Annotated in this window: 20 protein-coding genes; 12 read left to right on the plus strand and 8 right to left on the minus strand. The window is 56.0% G+C overall.

What is annotated here, in order from left to right; genetic code table 11:
- Positions 1 to 20 precede the first annotated feature (20 nt).
- Positions 21 to 623, minus strand: a complete 603-nt coding sequence (locus ACWHWP_RS05060) for a peroxiredoxin C (RefSeq protein ID WP_010428037.1) — start codon at positions 621 to 623, stop codon at positions 21 to 23.
- Between the two features lie 127 nt (positions 624 to 750).
- Positions 751 to 1,332, minus strand: a complete 582-nt coding sequence (acpH, locus tag ACWHWP_RS05065) for an ACP phosphodiesterase (RefSeq protein ID WP_059310509.1) — start codon at positions 1,330 to 1,332, stop codon at positions 751 to 753.
- A gap of 92 nt (positions 1,333 to 1,424) precedes the next feature.
- On the opposite strand from acpH, the gene queA reads away from it, so the two are divergent.
- The 7 genes from queA (at position 1,425) to ACWHWP_RS05100 (ending at position 8,093) form a co-directional block, all read left to right on the plus strand.
- Positions 1,425 to 2,495, plus strand: coding sequence for a tRNA preQ1(34) S-adenosylmethionine ribosyltransferase-isomerase QueA (gene queA / locus ACWHWP_RS05070; protein ID WP_447855166.1), 1,071 nt, complete (start codon positions 1,425 to 1,427; stop codon positions 2,493 to 2,495).
- A gap of 55 nt (positions 2,496 to 2,550) precedes the next feature.
- The gene (gene tgt, locus ACWHWP_RS05075) at positions 2,551 to 3,678 is read left to right on the plus strand and encodes a tRNA guanosine(34) transglycosylase Tgt (RefSeq protein ID WP_047347295.1); all 1,128 of its coding nucleotides are present in this window, start codon (positions 2,551 to 2,553) and stop codon (positions 3,676 to 3,678) included.
- A 22-nt stretch (positions 3,679 to 3,700) separates the two neighbouring features.
- Entirely contained in the window at positions 3,701 to 4,033 is a 333-nt protein-coding gene (gene yajC, locus ACWHWP_RS05080) for a preprotein translocase subunit YajC (protein WP_042320789.1), read from the plus strand.
- A gap of 27 nt (positions 4,034 to 4,060) precedes the next feature.
- Positions 4,061 to 5,908 (plus strand): protein translocase subunit SecD, encoded by a 1,848-nt coding sequence (gene secD / locus ACWHWP_RS05085; RefSeq protein WP_063429237.1) that lies wholly within the window; start codon positions 4,061 to 4,063, stop codon positions 5,906 to 5,908.
- Between the two features lie 10 nt (positions 5,909 to 5,918).
- Positions 5,919 to 6,890 (plus strand): protein translocase subunit SecF, encoded by a 972-nt coding sequence (gene secF / locus ACWHWP_RS05090; protein ID WP_063429239.1) that lies wholly within the window; start codon positions 5,919 to 5,921, stop codon positions 6,888 to 6,890.
- 142 nt (positions 6,891 to 7,032) lie between these two features.
- Positions 7,033 to 7,398: a VOC family protein gene (locus ACWHWP_RS05095; RefSeq protein WP_059310513.1), complete on the plus strand. Its 366-nt coding sequence runs from the start codon at positions 7,033 to 7,035 to the stop codon at positions 7,396 to 7,398.
- A gap of 14 nt (positions 7,399 to 7,412) precedes the next feature.
- A complete protein-coding gene (locus ACWHWP_RS05100) occupies positions 7,413 to 8,093 on the plus strand; it encodes a helix-turn-helix transcriptional regulator (protein ID WP_447855167.1) in 681 nt (226 codons plus the stop codon).
- Between the two features lie 110 nt (positions 8,094 to 8,203).
- Here the strand turns inward: ACWHWP_RS05100 and ACWHWP_RS05105 are convergent, their stop codons facing one another.
- Both ACWHWP_RS05105 and ACWHWP_RS05110 read right to left on the minus strand, forming a co-directional pair.
- Positions 8,204 to 9,088 (minus strand): nucleoside-specific channel-forming protein Tsx, encoded by an 885-nt coding sequence (locus tag ACWHWP_RS05105; RefSeq protein WP_447855169.1) that lies wholly within the window; start codon positions 9,086 to 9,088, stop codon positions 8,204 to 8,206.
- Positions 9,089 to 9,358: 270 nt separating this feature from the next.
- The gene (locus tag ACWHWP_RS05110) at positions 9,359 to 9,898 is read right to left on the minus strand and encodes a DUF3251 domain-containing protein (protein ID WP_447855170.1); all 540 of its coding nucleotides are present in this window, start codon (positions 9,896 to 9,898) and stop codon (positions 9,359 to 9,361) included.
- 152 nt (positions 9,899 to 10,050) lie between these two features.
- Between ACWHWP_RS05110 and nrdR the strand changes: the two genes are divergently transcribed.
- From nrdR to thiL, 5 genes are all read left to right on the plus strand, one after another.
- Complete coding sequence (gene nrdR / locus ACWHWP_RS05115; protein ID WP_008503337.1) at positions 10,051 to 10,500, plus strand: transcriptional regulator NrdR; 450 nt, start codon at positions 10,051 to 10,053, stop codon at positions 10,498 to 10,500.
- A gap of 4 nt (positions 10,501 to 10,504) precedes the next feature.
- Positions 10,505 to 11,608, plus strand: coding sequence for a bifunctional diaminohydroxyphosphoribosylaminopyrimidine deaminase/5-amino-6-(5-phosphoribosylamino)uracil reductase RibD (ribD, locus tag ACWHWP_RS05120; RefSeq protein WP_447855172.1), 1,104 nt, complete (start codon positions 10,505 to 10,507; stop codon positions 11,606 to 11,608).
- Between the two features lie 87 nt (positions 11,609 to 11,695).
- Complete coding sequence (gene ribH / locus ACWHWP_RS05125) at positions 11,696 to 12,166, plus strand: 6,7-dimethyl-8-ribityllumazine synthase (RefSeq protein WP_006176874.1); 471 nt, start codon at positions 11,696 to 11,698, stop codon at positions 12,164 to 12,166.
- A gap of 21 nt (positions 12,167 to 12,187) precedes the next feature.
- Complete coding sequence (gene nusB / locus ACWHWP_RS05130) at positions 12,188 to 12,607, plus strand: transcription antitermination factor NusB (protein ID WP_006809908.1); 420 nt, start codon at positions 12,188 to 12,190, stop codon at positions 12,605 to 12,607.
- A gap of 77 nt (positions 12,608 to 12,684) precedes the next feature.
- Complete coding sequence (gene thiL, locus ACWHWP_RS05135) at positions 12,685 to 13,656, plus strand: thiamine-phosphate kinase (protein WP_447855173.1); 972 nt, start codon at positions 12,685 to 12,687, stop codon at positions 13,654 to 13,656.
- A gap of 101 nt (positions 13,657 to 13,757) precedes the next feature.
- Here the strand turns inward: thiL and ACWHWP_RS05140 are convergent, their stop codons facing one another.
- The 4 genes from ACWHWP_RS05140 to xseB form a co-directional block, all read right to left on the minus strand.
- Positions 13,758 to 14,732, minus strand: a complete 975-nt coding sequence (locus tag ACWHWP_RS05140) for an aldo/keto reductase (RefSeq protein WP_447855174.1) — start codon at positions 14,730 to 14,732, stop codon at positions 13,758 to 13,760.
- A 61-nt stretch (positions 14,733 to 14,793) separates the two neighbouring features.
- Positions 14,794 to 16,656: a 1-deoxy-D-xylulose-5-phosphate synthase gene (gene dxs / locus ACWHWP_RS05145; protein WP_059310518.1), complete on the minus strand. Its 1,863-nt coding sequence runs from the start codon at positions 16,654 to 16,656 to the stop codon at positions 14,794 to 14,796.
- 24 nt (positions 16,657 to 16,680) lie between these two features.
- The gene (ispA, locus tag ACWHWP_RS05150; RefSeq protein ID WP_047347286.1) at positions 16,681 to 17,580 is read right to left on the minus strand and encodes a (2E,6E)-farnesyl diphosphate synthase; all 900 of its coding nucleotides are present in this window, start codon (positions 17,578 to 17,580) and stop codon (positions 16,681 to 16,683) included.
- Complete coding sequence (xseB, locus tag ACWHWP_RS05155) at positions 17,581 to 17,823, minus strand: exodeoxyribonuclease VII small subunit (protein WP_063429247.1); 243 nt, start codon at positions 17,821 to 17,823, stop codon at positions 17,581 to 17,583.
- Between the last annotated feature and the right edge of the window lie 136 nt (positions 17,824 to 17,959).

The raw sequence follows: 17,959 nt of genomic DNA on the forward strand, positions 1-17,959 counted from the left end.
TTTTTCGTAAACCGTGCCAATTACAGGCTGGATACGTTCTCGGACAGGTATTTAGCAACGCCGTCTGGAGACGCGTTCATGCCTTCTTTACCTTTTTCCCACTGAGCCGGGCACACTTCACCGTGCTCTTCGTGGAACTGCAGCGCGTCAACCATGCGCAGCATTTCGTCGATGTTACGACCCAGCGGCAGATCGTTCACAACCTGGTGACGAACGATGCCGTTTGCGTCGATCAGGAAAGAACCACGCAGCGCAACGCCAGCGTCCGGATGTTCGATACCGTAAGCCTGCTGGATCTCGCGTTTGATGTCCGCAACCATTGCGTATTTCACCGCACCGATGCCGCCATTTTCGACAGGGGTGTTACGCCATGCGTTGTGTACAAATTCAGAGTCGAAGGAGACGCCAACAACTTCCACGCCACGCTTCTGGAATTCTTCGTAACGTTTGTCGAATGCGATCAGCTCAGACGGGCAAACGAAAGTGAAGTCCATTGGCCAGAAGAACAGAACGGTCGCTTTACCGTTGGTGTGCTGTTTGAAGTTGAAGTTTTCAACGATTTCACCGTTGCCCAGAACTGCTGCAGCTGTAAAATCCGGAGCCGGACGAGTTACCAGAACCATATGATTCTCCTGTAGATACTAAGGTTATTTGGAACGCAACGCGAGCCAGTATAGAGAGTGTTCATGGATAAGACAAAGAGGTGGTGACAATCGTTCCGCCAGCTTTTACCTATCAATGTGAATTCTGTTACAGCTGTTTGTTTTTCGCCTGGGTCATCATGCGCGGGTAAAACTGCCAGAAACGCGTTTCCAGCGCATCGTAATGTTCGTCAAGGTCATACCAGGAGTCACGCAGCGCATCCAGGCGCGGGCGGCGGCTTGCCATCCCATTTAACACGTTCTGGATGAAGTCCATCTCGCGATAGCGCTCCAGCCAGCGTTCCGACCACAGGTAGTTATTCAGATTCACAAAGCGCGGCGGCGAGTCGGGCAAAATGATCGATACCTGCTGGTGGGCATAGCGCACAAACTCCGGCAATGGCATCTCCGGCGACAGCTGTTCCCAGTGGCGCGACAGGAAGTGGTCCCACATTACGTCGAGCGTGATCGGCGCAACGCGGCGGGTTTCAGGGCGAAACCACGCTTTGGCTTCCGTCACCTCCGGCAGGTTATCGGTTATGACATCAATGCGGCGGTGCATAAAAATCCCGTCGACAATCTCAGGAGAATAGTCTTCAGCGGGGTTGCCGCGCACGAAATCGGCCAGCAAATTGCCGGACAAGGAGCTGTCAGCGAGGTGAGCGAGATGCAGGTGAGCGAGAAAATTCATGCGTTTTATTTGTCCGTGGGCGGCTAGTTGTTGCAGCAAAAGGGTGTGAGCACTAGACTATGCCGCCTGTTTTTAAGTCACGAGTATACGTCATGCGCGTCGCCGATTTCTCCTTTGAACTACCTGAATCCCTGATTGCTCACTACCCAATGCCTGAGCGCAGCAGCTGTCGTTTGCTGTCACTGGATGGGCCAACGGGCGAGCTGACGCACGGTACTTTCACCGATTTGCTCGACAAGCTCAACCCTGGCGATCTGCTGGTCTTTAACAATACCCGCGTGATCCCGGCGCGCCTGTTTGGCCGTAAAGCCAGCGGCGGCAAGATTGAAGTGCTGGTCGAACGTATGCTCGATGATAAACGTATTCTGGCACATATTCGCGCGTCTAAGGCGCCGAAGCCGGGCGCTGAGCTGCTGCTGGGCGATGACGAGAGCATCAAAGCGACCATGACCGCGCGTCACGACGCGCTGTTTGAAGTGGCGTTCGATGACGAGCGTTCGGTGCTCGACATCCTGAACGCCATCGGCCATATGCCGCTGCCGCCGTACATTGAGCGTCCGGACGAAGAGGCCGACCGCGAGCTGTACCAGACCGTCTACAGCCAGAAGCCTGGCGCGGTCGCGGCGCCGACGGCAGGCCTGCACTTTGATGAACCGCTGCTGGAAAAGCTGCGCGCGAAAGGTATTGAGATGGCGTTTGTCACGCTGCACGTCGGCGCGGGAACCTTCCAGCCGGTTCGCGTGGACAGCATCGAAGATCACATCATGCACTCCGAATATGCCGAAGTGCCGCAGGACGTGGTGGATGCGGTGCTGGCCGCGAAAGCGCGCGGTAGCCGCGTCGTTGCGGTCGGCACGACGTCGGTGCGCTCGCTGGAGAGTGCCGCGCAGGCGGCAAAAAATGATCTTATCGAGCCGTTCTTTGGCGATACGCAGATCTTTATCTACCCGGGCTACCAGTACAAAGTGATTGACGCGCTGGTGACCAACTTCCATCTGCCTGAATCGACGCTGATTATGCTGGTCTCCGCGTTTGCGGGTTATCAGCATACGATGAATGCCTACAAGTCTGCGGTAGAACAAAAATATCGCTTTTTTAGCTACGGGGACGCGATGTTTATCACGTACAATCCGCTGGCTTTGAATGAGCGTGTCGGGGAATAAGTCCGCGGCACCAGAATAATGTGTCGGACTGTTTTTCCGGCACAGAGGAAAGAAAATGAAATTTGAACTCGATACCACCGATGGCCGCGCGCGTCGCGGTCGCCTGGTGTTTGATCGCGGCGTGGTAGAAACCCCCGCGTTTATGCCTGTGGGTACCTACGGCACCGTCAAAGGGATGACGCCGGAAGAAGTTGAAGCCACTGGCGCGCAGATCATCCTCGGTAACACCTTCCACCTGTGGCTGCGTCCGGGTCAGGAGATCATGAAGCTTCACGGCGATCTCCATGATTTTATGCAGTGGAAAGGCCCCATCCTGACCGATTCCGGCGGTTTCCAGGTCTTCAGCCTGGGGGATATCCGCAAGATCACCGAGCAGGGCGTGCACTTCCGTAACCCGATCAACGGCGATCCTATTTTCCTCGATCCAGAAAAATCGATGGAGATTCAGTACGACCTCGGCTCTGACATCGTGATGATCTTCGACGAATGTACGCCATACCCGGCCGACTGGGACTACGCGAAGCGCTCTATGGAGATGTCACTGCGTTGGGCGAAGCGTAGCCGCGATCGTTTTGACTCCCTGCAGAACAAAAATGCCCTGTTCGGCATTATTCAGGGCAGCGTTTACGAAGATTTACGCGATATCTCTGTTAAAGGTCTGGTAGAGATAGGTTTTGATGGCTACGCTGTCGGCGGTTTGGCTGTGGGTGAACCGAAGGAAGACATGCACCGTATTCTGGAACATGTTTGCCCGCAAATCCCGGCAGATAAACCTCGTTACCTGATGGGCGTGGGTAAACCAGAAGATCTGGTTGAAGGCGTACGCCGCGGCATCGATATGTTCGACTGCGTTATGCCAACCCGCAACGCGCGTAACGGTCATCTGTTTGTTACCGATGGCGTGGTGAAAATCCGTAACGCGAAGCATAAAAGTGACACCAGTCCGCTCGACGCCGAGTGCGATTGCTATACCTGTCGCAATTATTCTCGCGCGTATCTGCATCATCTCGATCGTTGCAACGAGATTTTAGGTGCGCGTCTCAATACCATTCATAATCTTCGTTATTATCAGCGCTTAATGGCTGGTTTACGTAAGGCTATCGAAGAGGGTAAATTAGAGAGCTTCGTGACCGATTTCTACCAACGCCAGGGCCGGGATGTCCCACCTTTGAACGTTGATTAATTTTAATAATGAGGGAATTTGAATGAGCTTTTTTATTTCTGATGCGGTAGCAGCAACTGGCGCGCCTTCTCAGGGCAGCCCGATGTCTCTGATTCTGATGCTGGTTGTGTTCGGTCTGATCTTCTACTTCATGATCCTGCGTCCACAGCAGAAGCGCACCAAAGAGCACAAAAACCTGATGAACTCTATCGCGAAAGGCGATGAAGTACTGACCAACGGTGGCCTGGTGGGTCGCGTGACCAAAGTAGCGGAAAGCGGCTACATTGCTATCGCCCTGAATGACACCACTGAAGTGGTTATCAAACGTGACTTCGTAGCTGCCGTTCTGCCGAAAGGCACCATGAAGGCGCTGTAATCCCAACTTTTCCCAAAGGGAACTGCCGTGTTAAACCGTTATCCTTTGTGGAAGTACATCATGCTGGTCGTCGTGATTCTCGTCGGCCTGCTGTACGCACTTCCCAACCTGTATGGTGAGGATCCGGCCGTTCAAATCACTGGCGCGCGCGGTGTCGCCGCCAGTGAGCAAACGCTGATCCAGGTCCAGAAAACGTTACAAGAAGAAAAAATTACCGCTAAGTCTGTGGCACTGGAAGAGGGCGCTATTCTTGCTCGCTTCGACACCACCGACACGCAGCTCCGCGCTCGTGAAGCGCTGATGGGCGTGCTGGGTGATAAATACGTCGTGGCGCTTAACCTTGCTCCTGCAACCCCGCGTTGGCTGGCTGCTCTGAACGCAGAGCCAATGAAACTGGGTCTTGACCTGCGTGGCGGCGTTCACTTCCTGATGGAAGTGGATATGGATACCGCGCTCGGCAAGCTGCAGGAACAGAACATCGACAGCCTGCGCAGCGATCTGCGTGAGAAAGGCATTGCGTACACTACCGTGCGTAAAGAAGATAACTACGGCTTGAGCATCACGTTCCGCGACAGCGCGGCGCGCGACCAGGCTGTAACTTACCTGTCTCAGCGTCACCGCGATCTGGTGATTACCTCTCAGGGCAGCAACCAGCTGCGTGCGGTGATGACGGATGCGCGTCTGAGCGAAGCGCGTGAATACGCCGTTCAGCAGAACATCAACATTCTGCGTAACCGTGTAAACCAGCTTGGCGTGGCTGAGCCGCTGGTACAGCGTCAGGGTGCTGACCGTATCGTGGTAGAACTGCCGGGTATCCAGGATACCGCACGTGCGAAAGAGATTCTGGGTGCAACCGCGACTCTGGAATTCCGTCTGGTTAACACCAATGTCGATCAGTCCGCCGCTGCCGCAGGCCGTATTCCGGGTGACTCCGAAGTGAAACAGACCCGCGAAGGTCAGCCGGTTGTGCTGTACAAACGCGTGATCCTGACCGGTGACCATATCACTGACTCCACTTCCAGCCAGGATGAATACAACCAGCCGCAGGTTAACATCTCGCTCGATAGCGCGGGTGGTAACATCATGTCCAACTTCACGAAGGACAACATCGGCAAACCGATGGCGACCCTGTTCGTGGAGTACAAAGACAGCGGTAAGAAAGACGCAAACGGTCGTGCGGTGTTGGTGAAAGAGGAAGAGGTGATTAACATCGCCAACATCCAGTCTCGTCTGGGTAACAGCTTCCGTATTACCGGTATTAACAACCCGAACGAAGCGCGTCAGCTCTCTCTGCTGCTGCGTGCCGGTGCGCTGATTGCGCCAATTCAGATTGTTGAAGAACGTACCATTGGTCCTACTCTGGGTATGCAAAACATCCAGCAGGGTCTGGAAGCGTGTCTGGCCGGTCTGGTGGTCTCCATCCTCTTCATGATCTTCTTCTATAAGAAGTTTGGTCTGATCGCGACGTCCGCGCTGCTGGCTAACCTGGTGCTGATCATCGGCATCATGTCCCTGCTGCCGGGTGCGACGCTGACCATGCCAGGTATTGCGGGTATCGTTCTGACCCTTGCGGTGGCGGTCGACGCCAACGTACTGATAAACGAACGTATCAAAGAAGAGTTGAGCAACGGTCGCTCTGTGCAACAGGCGATTGAAGAAGGCTATAAAGGGGCGTTCAGCTCCATCTTCGATGCGAACGTAACAACACTGATTAAGGTTCTTATCCTGTATGCAGTGGGTACTGGCGCTATCAAAGGCTTTGCGATTACCACCGGTATCGGTGTTGCAACGTCGATGTTTACCGCTATTGTCGGCACCCGTGCCATCGTGAACCTGCTGTACGGCGGCAAGCGCGTCAAAAAGCTGTCTATCTGAGGAGTGCGTTGTGGCACAGGAATATACTGTTGAACAATTAAACCACGGCCGTAAAGTCTGGGACTTTATGCGCTGGGACTACTGGGCCTTCGGCATTTCAGGTTTTCTGCTGATTCTGTCCATCGTCATTATGGGCGTGAAAGGCTTTAACTGGGGTCTCGATTTTACCGGCGGTACGGTAATTGAAATTTCCCTGGAAAAACCGATCGATATGGACCAGATGCGCGAATCGCTGCAGAAAGCGGGCTTTGAAGAGCCGCTGCTGCAGAACTTCGGCAGCAGCCGCGACATCATGGTGCGTATGCCTCCGGTACACGATGCCAACGGCAGCCAGGAGCTGGGTAGCAAGGTTCTCAAGGTCATCAACGAATCGACCAGCCAGAATGCGGCGGTGAAGCGTATTGAGTTCGTCGGCCCGAGCGTGGGCGCGGATCTGGCGCAAACCGGTGCGATGGCGCTGATGGTGGCGCTGATCTCCATCCTGATCTACGTTGGCTTCCGCTTCGAGTGGCGCCTGGCGGCAGGTGTAGTTATCGCTCTTGCGCACGACGTGGTGATCACCATGGGCGTACTGTCGCTGTTCCACATTGAGATTGACCTGACGATTGTGGCATCCCTGATGTCCGTTATCGGTTACTCACTGAACGACAGTATCGTGGTATCTGACCGTATTCGTGAAAACTTCCGTAAGATCCGTCGCGGTACGCCGTACGAAATCTTTAACGTGTCATTGACCCAGACGCTGCACCGTACCTTGATCACATCCGGAACGACCTTGATGGTTATCCTGATGCTGTATCTCTTCGGTGGCCCGGTGCTGGAAGGCTTCTCGCTGACCATGCTGATTGGTGTCACCATCGGTACGGCGTCGTCTATCTACGTCGCGTCCGCTCTGGCACTGAAACTCGGCATGAAGCGCGAGCACCTGCTCCAGCAGAAAGTCGAGAAAGAAGGGGCGGATCAGCCGTCCATTCTGCCGTAAGACATTGTCTTAGGTGTTATCGAAATCCCGGTCTGTTGGCCGGGATTTTTTTTATCTGCTCCTGACAAACACTCCTGACAGTATGCTGTCAGGAGCCCTGTCGTAGACTCTTTTCGAACCCAAACAACAGGCAGGAGGAAGTATGAAAAGTGTGATTAACTGGTTTGAAATTCCGGTCGCCGATATGGATCGCGCCATCAAATTTTATGAACCGGTAATGCAGGTTACGCTGAAGCGCGAGCAAATGGATGTTGCAGAGCTGGCGATTTTCCCGCACGAAGACCCGGCAACCGGCGGCGCGCTGGCGAAATTTGACGGCGTTACGCCGTCGCAGCAGGGCGCTATTATTTATCTGCATACTGACAATCTGGCGGCCACGCTCGATCGCATTGCCTCTGCGGGCGGTGCATGCGTCTTTGGTCCGCTGGAATTGCCGCGAGGCATTGGCACCATTGCTTTGTTCACCGACAGCGAAGGTAATCGCGTCGGCCTCCATCAACCTGCCTGAGAGCTAATTTAGATATGACCCGACGCGCTGACCGTTTGTTCCAGATTGTGCAGATCCTGCGGGGCAGGCGTCTGACAACGGCAGCGCACCTGGCGGACCGGCTTGGCGTGTCCGAGCGCACGGTCTACCGCGATATCCGCGACCTGTCACTTTCCGGCGTGCCGGTGGAAGGTGAGGCGGGAAGCGGATACCGGCTGATGTCGGGTTTTGACCTGCCGCCGCTGATGCTGACAAACAGGGAGTCAGAGGCGCTGATCGTCGCGATTCGCCTGCTCAAAACCTGGGGAGGTGAGTCGCTGTCGCGCGAGCTGGAGTCGGCTCAGGAAAAGGTGCTGGCTATCCTGCCGGAGGAGAGTCGGCGAAAGGCGGAGCAGGCGCGTATCTACGCCCCGGACTTTTGCATACAAAGCCACTCCCGCAGCCATTTTGACATGATTCATCAGGCGATTTCCGCCCAGCGCGTGCTGGCGCTGCATTACCGCGATGAAGCCGGACAGCTCTCTAAGCGTGAGGTTCAGCCGCTGGGGCTGTTCTTCTGGGGTGAGCGCTGGCTGCTGGCGGCGTGGTGCGAACGGCGCGATGACTATCGCTGTTTCCGGCTCGACAGATGCCTCAATATTGTGACGACGGAGAGGCGGTTTAGCGAGAGTGCGGACAGGTCATTGGCGGATTTTTTGCGCAAGGTGAGGCAGTAAAAAGCCAGCTCTTGAGCTGGCTTTTTTGCCCGGCGGCGCTGCGCTTGCACGGGCCTACAGGTTTTGTAGGCCGGGTAAGGCGTAGCCGCCACCCGGCACTAACCGTCAGGTTAGAAGTTATAACCCACAACCAGGTAACCACCCCAGCCGGTAGAACGGACGCTGAAATCGCCGTTGCCGAAGTTCAGGCTCGCGTCATCGTTCCACTGGCCACCGTTGTGCCAGTAACGCGCAACAACAGAGTAGTGCCAGTGATCGTAGTTCAGCGCCAGGATGTGGCTGGAGGCGATGGAGTCGTTGGTGCGCGCTTTCTTACCGTTCAGGTCGCGGAAGTCGTTGTCGCCCAGATCTGAACCCCAGTCAAAGTTGGTGAAGCCGATGTAGCTCAGGTTGCCGCCCCACAGCTGGGTAATTGGCACAAAGTATTTCACTTTGAAACGGTAGCCATCCCACTCGTTTTCGTTCGCGGCACCGTAGTTCTGCCACTGGTACTTAGCGTACACGTTCAGAGACAGGCTCATTGGCAGACCGGTATCGATGTCAGTACCCAGACCCATGTACCAGGTGCTCTGGCGACCGGATTTGTTGCGGCCCATGTCGTAGATGTAGTTGTTCGCGAAGTACCACTCTTTGAACGGACCAAACGCCAGGCTGGTACCGGTCAGCTTATCAATAGAGAAGCGTGGTTCAATTTCCATGAACAGTGGGGAACCGTGGTTCCAGATACCTTTCGCGTCGGTGTTACCACCGAAGAAGACCGGTGCATCCATATAGCCATAGAAATCAAACCAGTCTTTCTTGGCGAACGCTTCATATTCCAGGTAGGTATCGTTACGGATCTGAGGTCCGAAGCGGGTGTGGTAGCTGCCAACCACGTTAACGCTCTGGTGCCACCAGTCGGAGAGGTATTGTGGTTTGTCGTTTTCCGCTGCGTTAACAGTGAAAGAGGAGGACAGTGCCAGCACGGCGCCAGCTGTGAGTAATGTTTTTTTCATAATCATGCCACTGATTGAAATTCCCTTCCGGGAGTGAAAAATGCGCGAATTGCGTTTCTAAATATTTCGTGTTTCTGCGGTGCCTATTATAGGAATCCCTGCTCACAAAAATATGTGTTGTTTCACATATCTCTCACACGCGTAATCGATTGCGTTCACGTTTGCGTACTTTAAACGGCCGGGATTGTAGCGGCAATCATTTATGTTGCCAATCCATACGAAATGTAAATGTTAGCGGAGTGACATTTCACTCCGCTTAAGAGGATGGAATTACTGCGCGGCGGGTTGAATGTCGTGAATGCGGATAAAGCCTAACTGTTCCGGCGTAAGGCCGCTTAGCTGAAGCGGTATTTCCACATCGCTGGGCGCTAAAACGCTGGCCGGGGCGGTGAACAGCTGATTCTTCACGTTCACCTCCTGGTAATTCTCCGTGGTGCCCTGGATTTGTCCCCACTCCACGGTACCGCTGAAGGCTGGAAGCGGATCGCTGGATTCGCCCTGGATGCGTAATGTTGCGCGCGTACCATCAGCATTCGCCGCCACGTTCACCAGCGACATTTTCAGCGTGCCGACCTGGCTGTTCAGGCGCGCAGGCGTATTCGCGCCCGGCAGCAGATAAACTCCGCTGCTGGATTTGGCGTTCAGCGCGTTTTGCTGGGTGATCTTCACCGTTTCTTTGTTCAGTTTGTCCAACGCCGTATTGAGCGTATTCACGCTCTGTTTCATCTGACGGACTTCGGTTTGCTGTGCACAGGCGCTAAGGGTGAAGAGGCTCCCCACCAGCAAAATTTTCAGGTAACGTCTTGTCATTGCGTTTATTTCCTTGAAATAACGGATCGCTCTAATGATAGCCAGCATCATTGTGTCAGACATAGATCCTTTATCTCAAAAAGCTCTTCCTTTGTTGTCAGGCCAGATCAGGGTAAAATGAAAATCAGTTAACCGGATAACAGGGATACCGTATGCATTGCCCATTCTGCTCCGCTGTGGATACCAAAGTCATCGACTCTCGTCTTGTGGGCGAGGGGTCATCCGTACGCCGTCGTCGGCAGTGTCTGGTGTGCAACGAGCGTTTCACGACCTTTGAGGTTGCAGAGCTGGTAATGCCGCGCGTGGTAAAAAGTAACGACGTGCGCGAGCCGTTCAACGAAGAGAAACTGCGCAGCGGGATGCTAAAGGCCCTCGAAAAACGGCCCGTCAGCGCGGATGACGTCGAAATGGCGTTAAACCACATAAAATCTTACCTGCGCGGTTTGGGCGAGCGTGAAGTGCCCAGCAAGATGATCGGCAACCTGGTGATGGAACAGCTGAAAAAACTTGATAAGGTCGCCTATATCCGCTTCGCCTCTGTCTACCGCAGTTTCGAAGATATCAAAGAGTTCGGCGAAGAGATCGCCCGCTTACAGGATTAAGCTCATGCACGATGAGATGTACATGGCGCGCGCCATGAAGCTGGCGCAGCGCGGTCGTTTTACTACCCATCCCAACCCAAACGTCGGGTGCGTGATCGTCAAAGACGGCGAGATTGTGGGGGAGGGGTTTCACTATCGTGCAGGCGAGCCGCATGCTGAGGTTCATGCGCTGCGCATGGCTGGCGAGAAGGCGCGCGGTGCCACGGCCTACGTTACGCTGGAGCCCTGCAGCCATCACGGGCGTACGCCGCCGTGCTGCGAAGCGCTGATTGCCGCCGGTGTTTCACGCGTGGTCGCCTCGATGCAGGACCCGAATCCGCAGGTGGCCGGACGCGGTCTGTATCGCCTGCAGCAGGAAGGCATTGAGGTCAGCCATGGTCTGATGATGCAGGACGCGGAAGCAATCAATAAAGGCTTCCTGAAGCGTATGCGCACGGGGTTCCCGTATATCCAGCTCAAGCTGGGCGCCTCGCTGGATGGACGTACGGCGATGGCAAGCGGCGAGAGCCAGTGGGTAACCTCGCCGCAGGCAAGGCGCGATGTGCAACGTCTGCGTGCGCAAAGCCATGCTATCCTCACCAGCAGTGAAACCGTGCTCGCTGACGATCCGGCCATGACCGTGCGCTGGGATGAGCTGAATGCCGATACCCAGGCGCTCTATCCGCAGGAGAACCTGCGTCAGCCGCTGCGTATTATTATTGATAGCCAGAACCGCGTGACGCCGGAGCACCGTATTGTCCAGCAGCCGGGTGAAACCTGGATTGCCCGCACCAGGGAAGATACGCGCGAATGGCCGGAAGGCGTGCGCAGCATCATGGTGCCAGAGCATAACGGCCATCTGGATCTCGTGGTCCTGATGATGCTGCTCGGCAAGCAACAGGTGAACAGCATTTGGGTCGAAGCGGGCCCGATGCTGGCCGGTGCGCTCTTACAGGCCGGGCTGGTGGATGAACTGATTGTTTACGTTGCGCCTAAACTGTTAGGTCACGACGCGCGCGGCCTGTTTGTGCTGCCCGGCCTTGAAAAACTGGCCGATGCACCACAACTCAAATTTAGCGAGATTCGTCCGGTGGGTCCGGATGTCTGCCTCCACTTAACGACAGCGTAATTGCTCCCGAAATAGGGAAGCAGTGCGCAAAGTATTATGATAAAATCCGCCCCCCTGCGGGGCCAAATGAACCCGTAAAGGAAGAGTATGAACATTATTGAAGCTGCTGTAGCTACCCCGGACGCTCGCGTCGCCATCACCATTGCGCGTTTCAACAACTTCATCAACGACAGCCTGCTGGAAGGTGCCATTGACGCCCTGAAACGTATCGGCCAGGTTAAAGATGACAACATTACCGTTGTTTGGGTTCCAGGCGCTTACGAACTGCCACTGGCGGCGGGCGCGCTGGCGAAAACCGGTAAATATGACGCGGTGATTGCACTGGGTACCGTTATTCGTGGCGGCACTGCGCACTTCGAATACGTTGCGGGCGGTGCAAGCAACGGTCTGGCACACGTTGCGCAGGACGCTGAAATTCCTGTCGCGTTCGGCGTGCTGACCACCGAAAGTATTGAACAAGCCATCGAACGTGCTGGCACCAAAGCCGGTAACAAAGGTGCAGAAGCTGCACTGACCGCGCTTGAAATGATTAATGTATTGAAAGCCATCAAGGCCTGATTTTTTTGTAAGGGGAATTCCGTGAAACCTGCTGCTCGTCGCCGCGCCCGTGAATGTGCCGTCCAGGCACTTTACTCCTGGCAGTTGTCCCAGAACGACATCGCTGATGTTGAGTACCAGTTCCTGTCAGAACAGGACGTGAAAGATGTTGACGTTCTGTACTTCCGTGAACTGCTGTCGGGAGTGGCGACTAATAGCGCGTATCTCGATGGCCTGATGAAGCCATACCTGTCCCGTCTGCTCGAAGAGCTGGGTCAGGTAGAAAAAGCAGTGTTGCGTATCGCGCTGTTTGAGCTGTCCAAACGTGATGATGTGCCGTATAAAGTGGCCATCAACGAAGCGATCGAACTGGCGAAAACCTTCGGCGCTGAAGACAGCCATAAGTTTGTAAACGGCGTACTTGATAAAGCAGCACCTGCGATCCGTCCCCACAAAAAGTGATCCGCAAACCGGAGTCCTGCGTTGCCTGACGGGCAGTGCGGCTCCGGTTTTTTCTTTTATTTGCTGAGGCATAACGTATGGCATGCGGCGAATTCTCCCTGATTGCCCGTTATTTCGACCGTGTCAGAACCTCTCGTCTTGATGTTGAAACCGGCATTGGCGATGACTGTGCACTTCTCAATATTCCCGAAAAACAGACGCTGGCAATCAGCACCGACACCTTAGTGTGCGGACGTCATTTTTTACCGGATATCGATCCTGCCGATCTGGCGTATAAAGCGCTGGCGGTTAACGTTAGCGATCTGGCGGCAATGGGTGCCGATCCCGCGTGGCTGACGCTGGCTCTGACGCTGCCTGAGGTAGATGAAGCCTGGCTTGAAGCCTTCAGCGATGCGCTGTTTGAGCAGCTCAACTACTACGATATGCAGCTGATTGGCGGCGATACCACTGCCGGGCCGCTGTCGATGACGCTGGCGATCCACGGCTATGTCCCGCTCGGTCGCGCGCTGAAGCGCTCAGGCGCAAAACCCGGCGACTGGATTTACGTGACCGGTACGCCTGGTGACAGCGCGGCAGGGCTGGCTATTCTGCAGGATCGCTTAACCGTGAAAGACGCTGACGATGCGGCATATCTGGTTAAACGCCATCTGCGCCCGACGCCGCGTATTCTGCACGGCCAGGCGCTGCGCGAGCGGGCAAGCTCGGCTATCGATCTCTCTGACGGTCTCATCTTAGACCTCGGCCATATTCTGAAGGCCAGCGGCGTCGGCGCGCGCGTTGACCTGGACCTGTTCCCGCTGTCAGAGCAACTGCTTCGCCATGTGGAGCCTGAGCAGGCCCTGCGCTGGGCGCTCTCCGGTGGCGAAGATTATGAGCTGTGCTTCACCGTGCCGGAGCTGAACCGTGGGACGCTGGATGTCGCGTTAGCGCATCTCGGCGCGAAATTTACCTGCATCGGTCAGATCATGCCGGAAGGCGAAGGGCTGAAGTTTGTGAAAGACGGTACGCCTGTGACGCTGGACTGGAAAGGGTACGATCACTTCGCGTAAGTTTGTGTGTTCTGTATTGCCGGGTGGCGCTGCGCTTACCCGGCCTACAAATAGGGTGAGAGCGTAGGCCGGGTAAGGCGAAGCCGCCACCCGGCAAGTATTTACTTAAACCCCACCACCGGATGCTGCTGATACGGCGTCTCCAGCTCGGCAACCTGCTCCGGTGTCAGGGATAAATCCACTGCACTCAGCAGCTCATCCAGCTGCTCTTCCCGGGATGTGCCGATAATCGGTGCCGCAACGCCGCGCTTACCCAGCAGCCACGCCAGCGCCACCTGGGCGCGGGTTGCTCCGGTATCGTCGGCGATCCCGGCTAAGCGTTCGGCGATTAGCGCATCGCTGGCCTCTGTTCCTTCGTACAGGTTTTTTCCCACTTCATCCGATACCAGGCGGGCCGTGGTTTCTCCCCACGGGCGGGTCAGCCGGCCGCGTGCCAGCGGGCTCCACGGGATCACCGCGACGCCCTCCTGATGGCACAGCGGCAACATCTCTCGTTCTTCTTCACGATAGATCAGATTGTAGTGATCCTGCATGGTGACAAAGCGCGCCCAGCCGTGCTGCGCCTGGAGATCCAGCGCCCGTGCAAACTGCGACGCGTGCATAGACGACGCGCCGATGTAGCGCGCTTTACCGGCCTTTACGACGTCGTTGAGCGCTTCAAGCGTCTCCTCGATCGGCGTGTTGTAATCCCAGCGGTGAATTTGCAGCAGATCGACGTAATCCATGTTCAGGCGTCTGAGGCTGTCATCAATGGAACGCAGGATCTGCGCGCGAGAAAGGCCCTGAGGCAGGTCGCCCACCGGGTAGTACACCTTGGTGGCGACCACGATTTCATCACGACGAGCAAAATCACGCAGGGCGCGACCCACAATCTCCTCGCTGCTGCCGTCGGAGTAGCTGTTGGCGGTGTCAAAGAAGTTAATGCCGCCCTCGATGGCGCGTTTGATAATCGGACGGCTGCTCTCTTCCGGCAGCGTCCAGGCGTGATTTCCCCGATCGGGCTCGCCGAAGGTCATGCATCCCAGACAAAGTCGGGAAACCTTGAGGTCGGTTTTTCCTAATGTAGTGTATTGCACGGTCCGCTCCTGCTGTTTAAACACCAGGTTTAAGCATAGCAGGAGCGGAAAAGGGGAGGGATTAGTCCAGCCAGGCGCGGATTTTGGCTTCAATACCGGCCGCGTCCAGGCCAATCGCCGCGCGGGCTTCGTCCTGGGTACCTTGTGGAATGAAATGATCCGGCAGGCCGAGGTTCAGCACCGGAACGGCTTTACGGTTTGCCATCAGCACCTCGTTCACGCCGCTGCCCGCACCGCCCATAATGGCGTTTTCTTCCAGCGTGACCAGCACGTCATGCGTCTGCGCCATGCTCAGGATCAGAGACTCGTCGAGCGGCTTCACAAAGCGCATATCCACCAGGGTGGCATTCAGCGTTTCAGCCACTTTCGCGGCCTCCGGCATCAGCGTACCGAAGTTCAGAATTGCCACTTTCTCACCGCGACGTTTTACCAGACCTTTACCGATCGCCAGCTTTTCCAGCGGCTGCAGCTCAACGCCCACCGCATTACCGCGCGGGTAGCGAACGGCACTTGGACCATCCTGATAGTGGTAGCCGGTAAACAGCATCTGACGACATTCGTTTTCGTCGCTTGGTGTCATGACAACCATATCGGGAATACAGCGCAGGAACGACAGGTCAAACGCGCCCTGGTGAGTCTGGCCGTCGGCACCGACGATGCCCGCACGATCGATAGCAAACAGTACCGGTAGCTTCTGAATGGCCACGTCATGGATCACCTGATCGTAGGCGCGCTGCAGGAAGGTGGAATAGATAGCGACAACCGGCTTATAGCCGCCAATGGCCAGACCCGCTGCAAACGTCACCGCGTGCTGCTCGGCAATGGCCACGTCAAAATACTGGTCCGGGTATTTTTTAGAGAACTCCACCATGCCGGAGCCTTCGCGCATGGCCGGGGTGACCGCCATCAGCTTGTTGTCTTTCGCTGCGGTTTCGCACAGCCAGTCGCCAAAGATTTTTGAATAGCTCGGCATGCCGCCGCTGCTTTTTGGCAGACAGCCGCTGGACGGGTCAAATTTCGGTACCGCGTGGAAGGTAATCGGATCTTTTTCCGCCGGCTCGTAGCCACGCCCTTTTTTGGTCATGATGTGCAGGAACTGCGGGCCTTTCAGGTCGCGCATGTTCTTGAGCGTGGTCACCAGACCCAGCACGTCATGGCCGTCAACCGGGCCGATATAGTTGAAGCCCAGCTCTTCAAACAGGGTGCCCGGCACGACCATGCCTTTTATGTGCTCTTCGGTGCGCTTGAGCAGCTCTTTGATCGGCGGTACGCCGGAGAAAACTTTCTTGCCGCCTTCGCGCAGCGAGGAGTAAAGCTTGCCGGAGAGCAGCTGAGCCAGATGGTTGTTCAGCGCGCCGACATTTTCGGAAATCGACATTTCGTTATCGTTAAGAATAACCAGCATGTCTGGCTTGATATCACCCGCGTGGTTCATTGCCTCGAAGGCCATACCCGCAGTGATCGCCCCGTCGCCAATCACGCAGACGGTACGGCGCTGTTTGTTCTCTTTTTCGGCGGCAACGGCAATACCGATGCCCGCTGAAATAGAGGTGGAGGAGTGGCCGACGCTCAATACGTCATACTCGCTCTCACCGCGCCACGGGAATGGGTGCAGGCCGCCTTTCTGTCGAATGGTGCCAATTTTATCGCGACGTCCGGTCAGAATTTTGTGCGGATATGCCTGGTGCCCTACGTCCCAAATCAGCTGATCGAACGGCGTGTTATAGACGTAATGCAGCGCCACGGTCAGCTCAACCGTGCCAAGCCCGGAGGCGAAATGGCCGCTGGAGCGGCTAACGCTGTCGAGCAGGTAGCGACGCAGTTCGTCGCACAGCTTCGGCAGGCTCTCTTTCGGCAACAGACGTAACTCCTGGGTGGAGTCAACTAACGCCAGTGTCGGGTATTTGGCAATATCAAAACTCATCAAAGGCTCATCGAGATAGTGTGTTTATTTATCACGCTGGATTATATAGTCCGCTAGCGCTTCCAGTGCCGAGGTATCCAGCGATTGCGCGGCCAGCTGATTCAGAGACTGGCGGGCATCCTCTATCAGATCCCGGGCTTTACGTTGGGCTTGCTCAAGGCCCAGCAGGGCGGGGTAGGTACTTTTGCCAAGCTGCTGGTCCGCACCCTGACGTTTTCCCAATGTTGCAGTATCGCCCACCACATCCAGAATGTCATCCTGAACCTGGAACGCCAGACCGATACTTTCTGCGTATCTGTCCAGAATCGGCAGGGCTTTGCGCCCTTGCTCACCCGCGCTCAGCGCGCCCAGGCGTACGGCTGAACGAATCAGCGCCCCGGTTTTATGGCGATGAATACGCTCCAGCTGTTCCAGATTAACCTGACGTCCTTCCGCGTCCAGATCCAGGGCCTGGCCGCCGCACATGCCGGCCACGCCGCTGGCCATTGCCAGTTCGGAGATCATCGCCAGGCGGTCGCGGTCAGCCACTTCAGCCATCGGCGCGTCGCTCAGAATCGAGAATGCCAGCGTTTGCAGGGCATCACCCGCCAGAATGGCGTTCGCCTCGCCAAACTTGATATGGCAGGTCGGTTGACCCCGACGCAAATCGTCGTCGTCCATAGCCGGTAAATCATCGTGGATCAGCGAGTAGGCGTGGATACACTCAACGGCGGCTGCTGGGGCGTCTAGCGTGTTATCGCTAATGCCAAACATACTGCCTGTGGCGTAGACCAGAAACGGGCGCAGACGCTTTCCACCCAAGAGTGCGCCATAGTGCATGGCTTCAACCAGTGGAGTGTTCTGAAAAGGCTGTGGCGCAATAAAACGGCGCAGGGCGTCGTTGGCGCGCACGACGCGCGCCTGAAGCTCGTTGGCAAAATCCATTTACTCGGCGTCCGGTGTGAATGGCGTGGTTTTCGCGTCTTCGCTGTCGGAAAGCAGGATCTGCACGCGCTGTTCGGCCTGCTGCAGTTTGACCTGCCCCTGACGCGCCAGCTGCACGCCGCGCTCGAATTCATTGAGCGCCTCTTCCAGCGGGAGATCGCCGTTCTCAAGGCGGGTGACAATTTGCTCCAGTTCACTCAGCGCAGTTTCGAAACTGGCCGGTGCGTCGTTCTTCTTCGGCATAGTGAATTGACTCTTATATTCTTCGCCCCGACATGGTAACGGACTCAGGGCAATTATCAAATAACGCGCAATGTGCACAGGAGCGGCGCGATGGTGGTATACTTGCGCGCCTGGATGCAGCCACGGGTGTGGGCTG

This window comes from Enterobacter sp. WI-ESBL-E8, assembly GCF_053364895.1.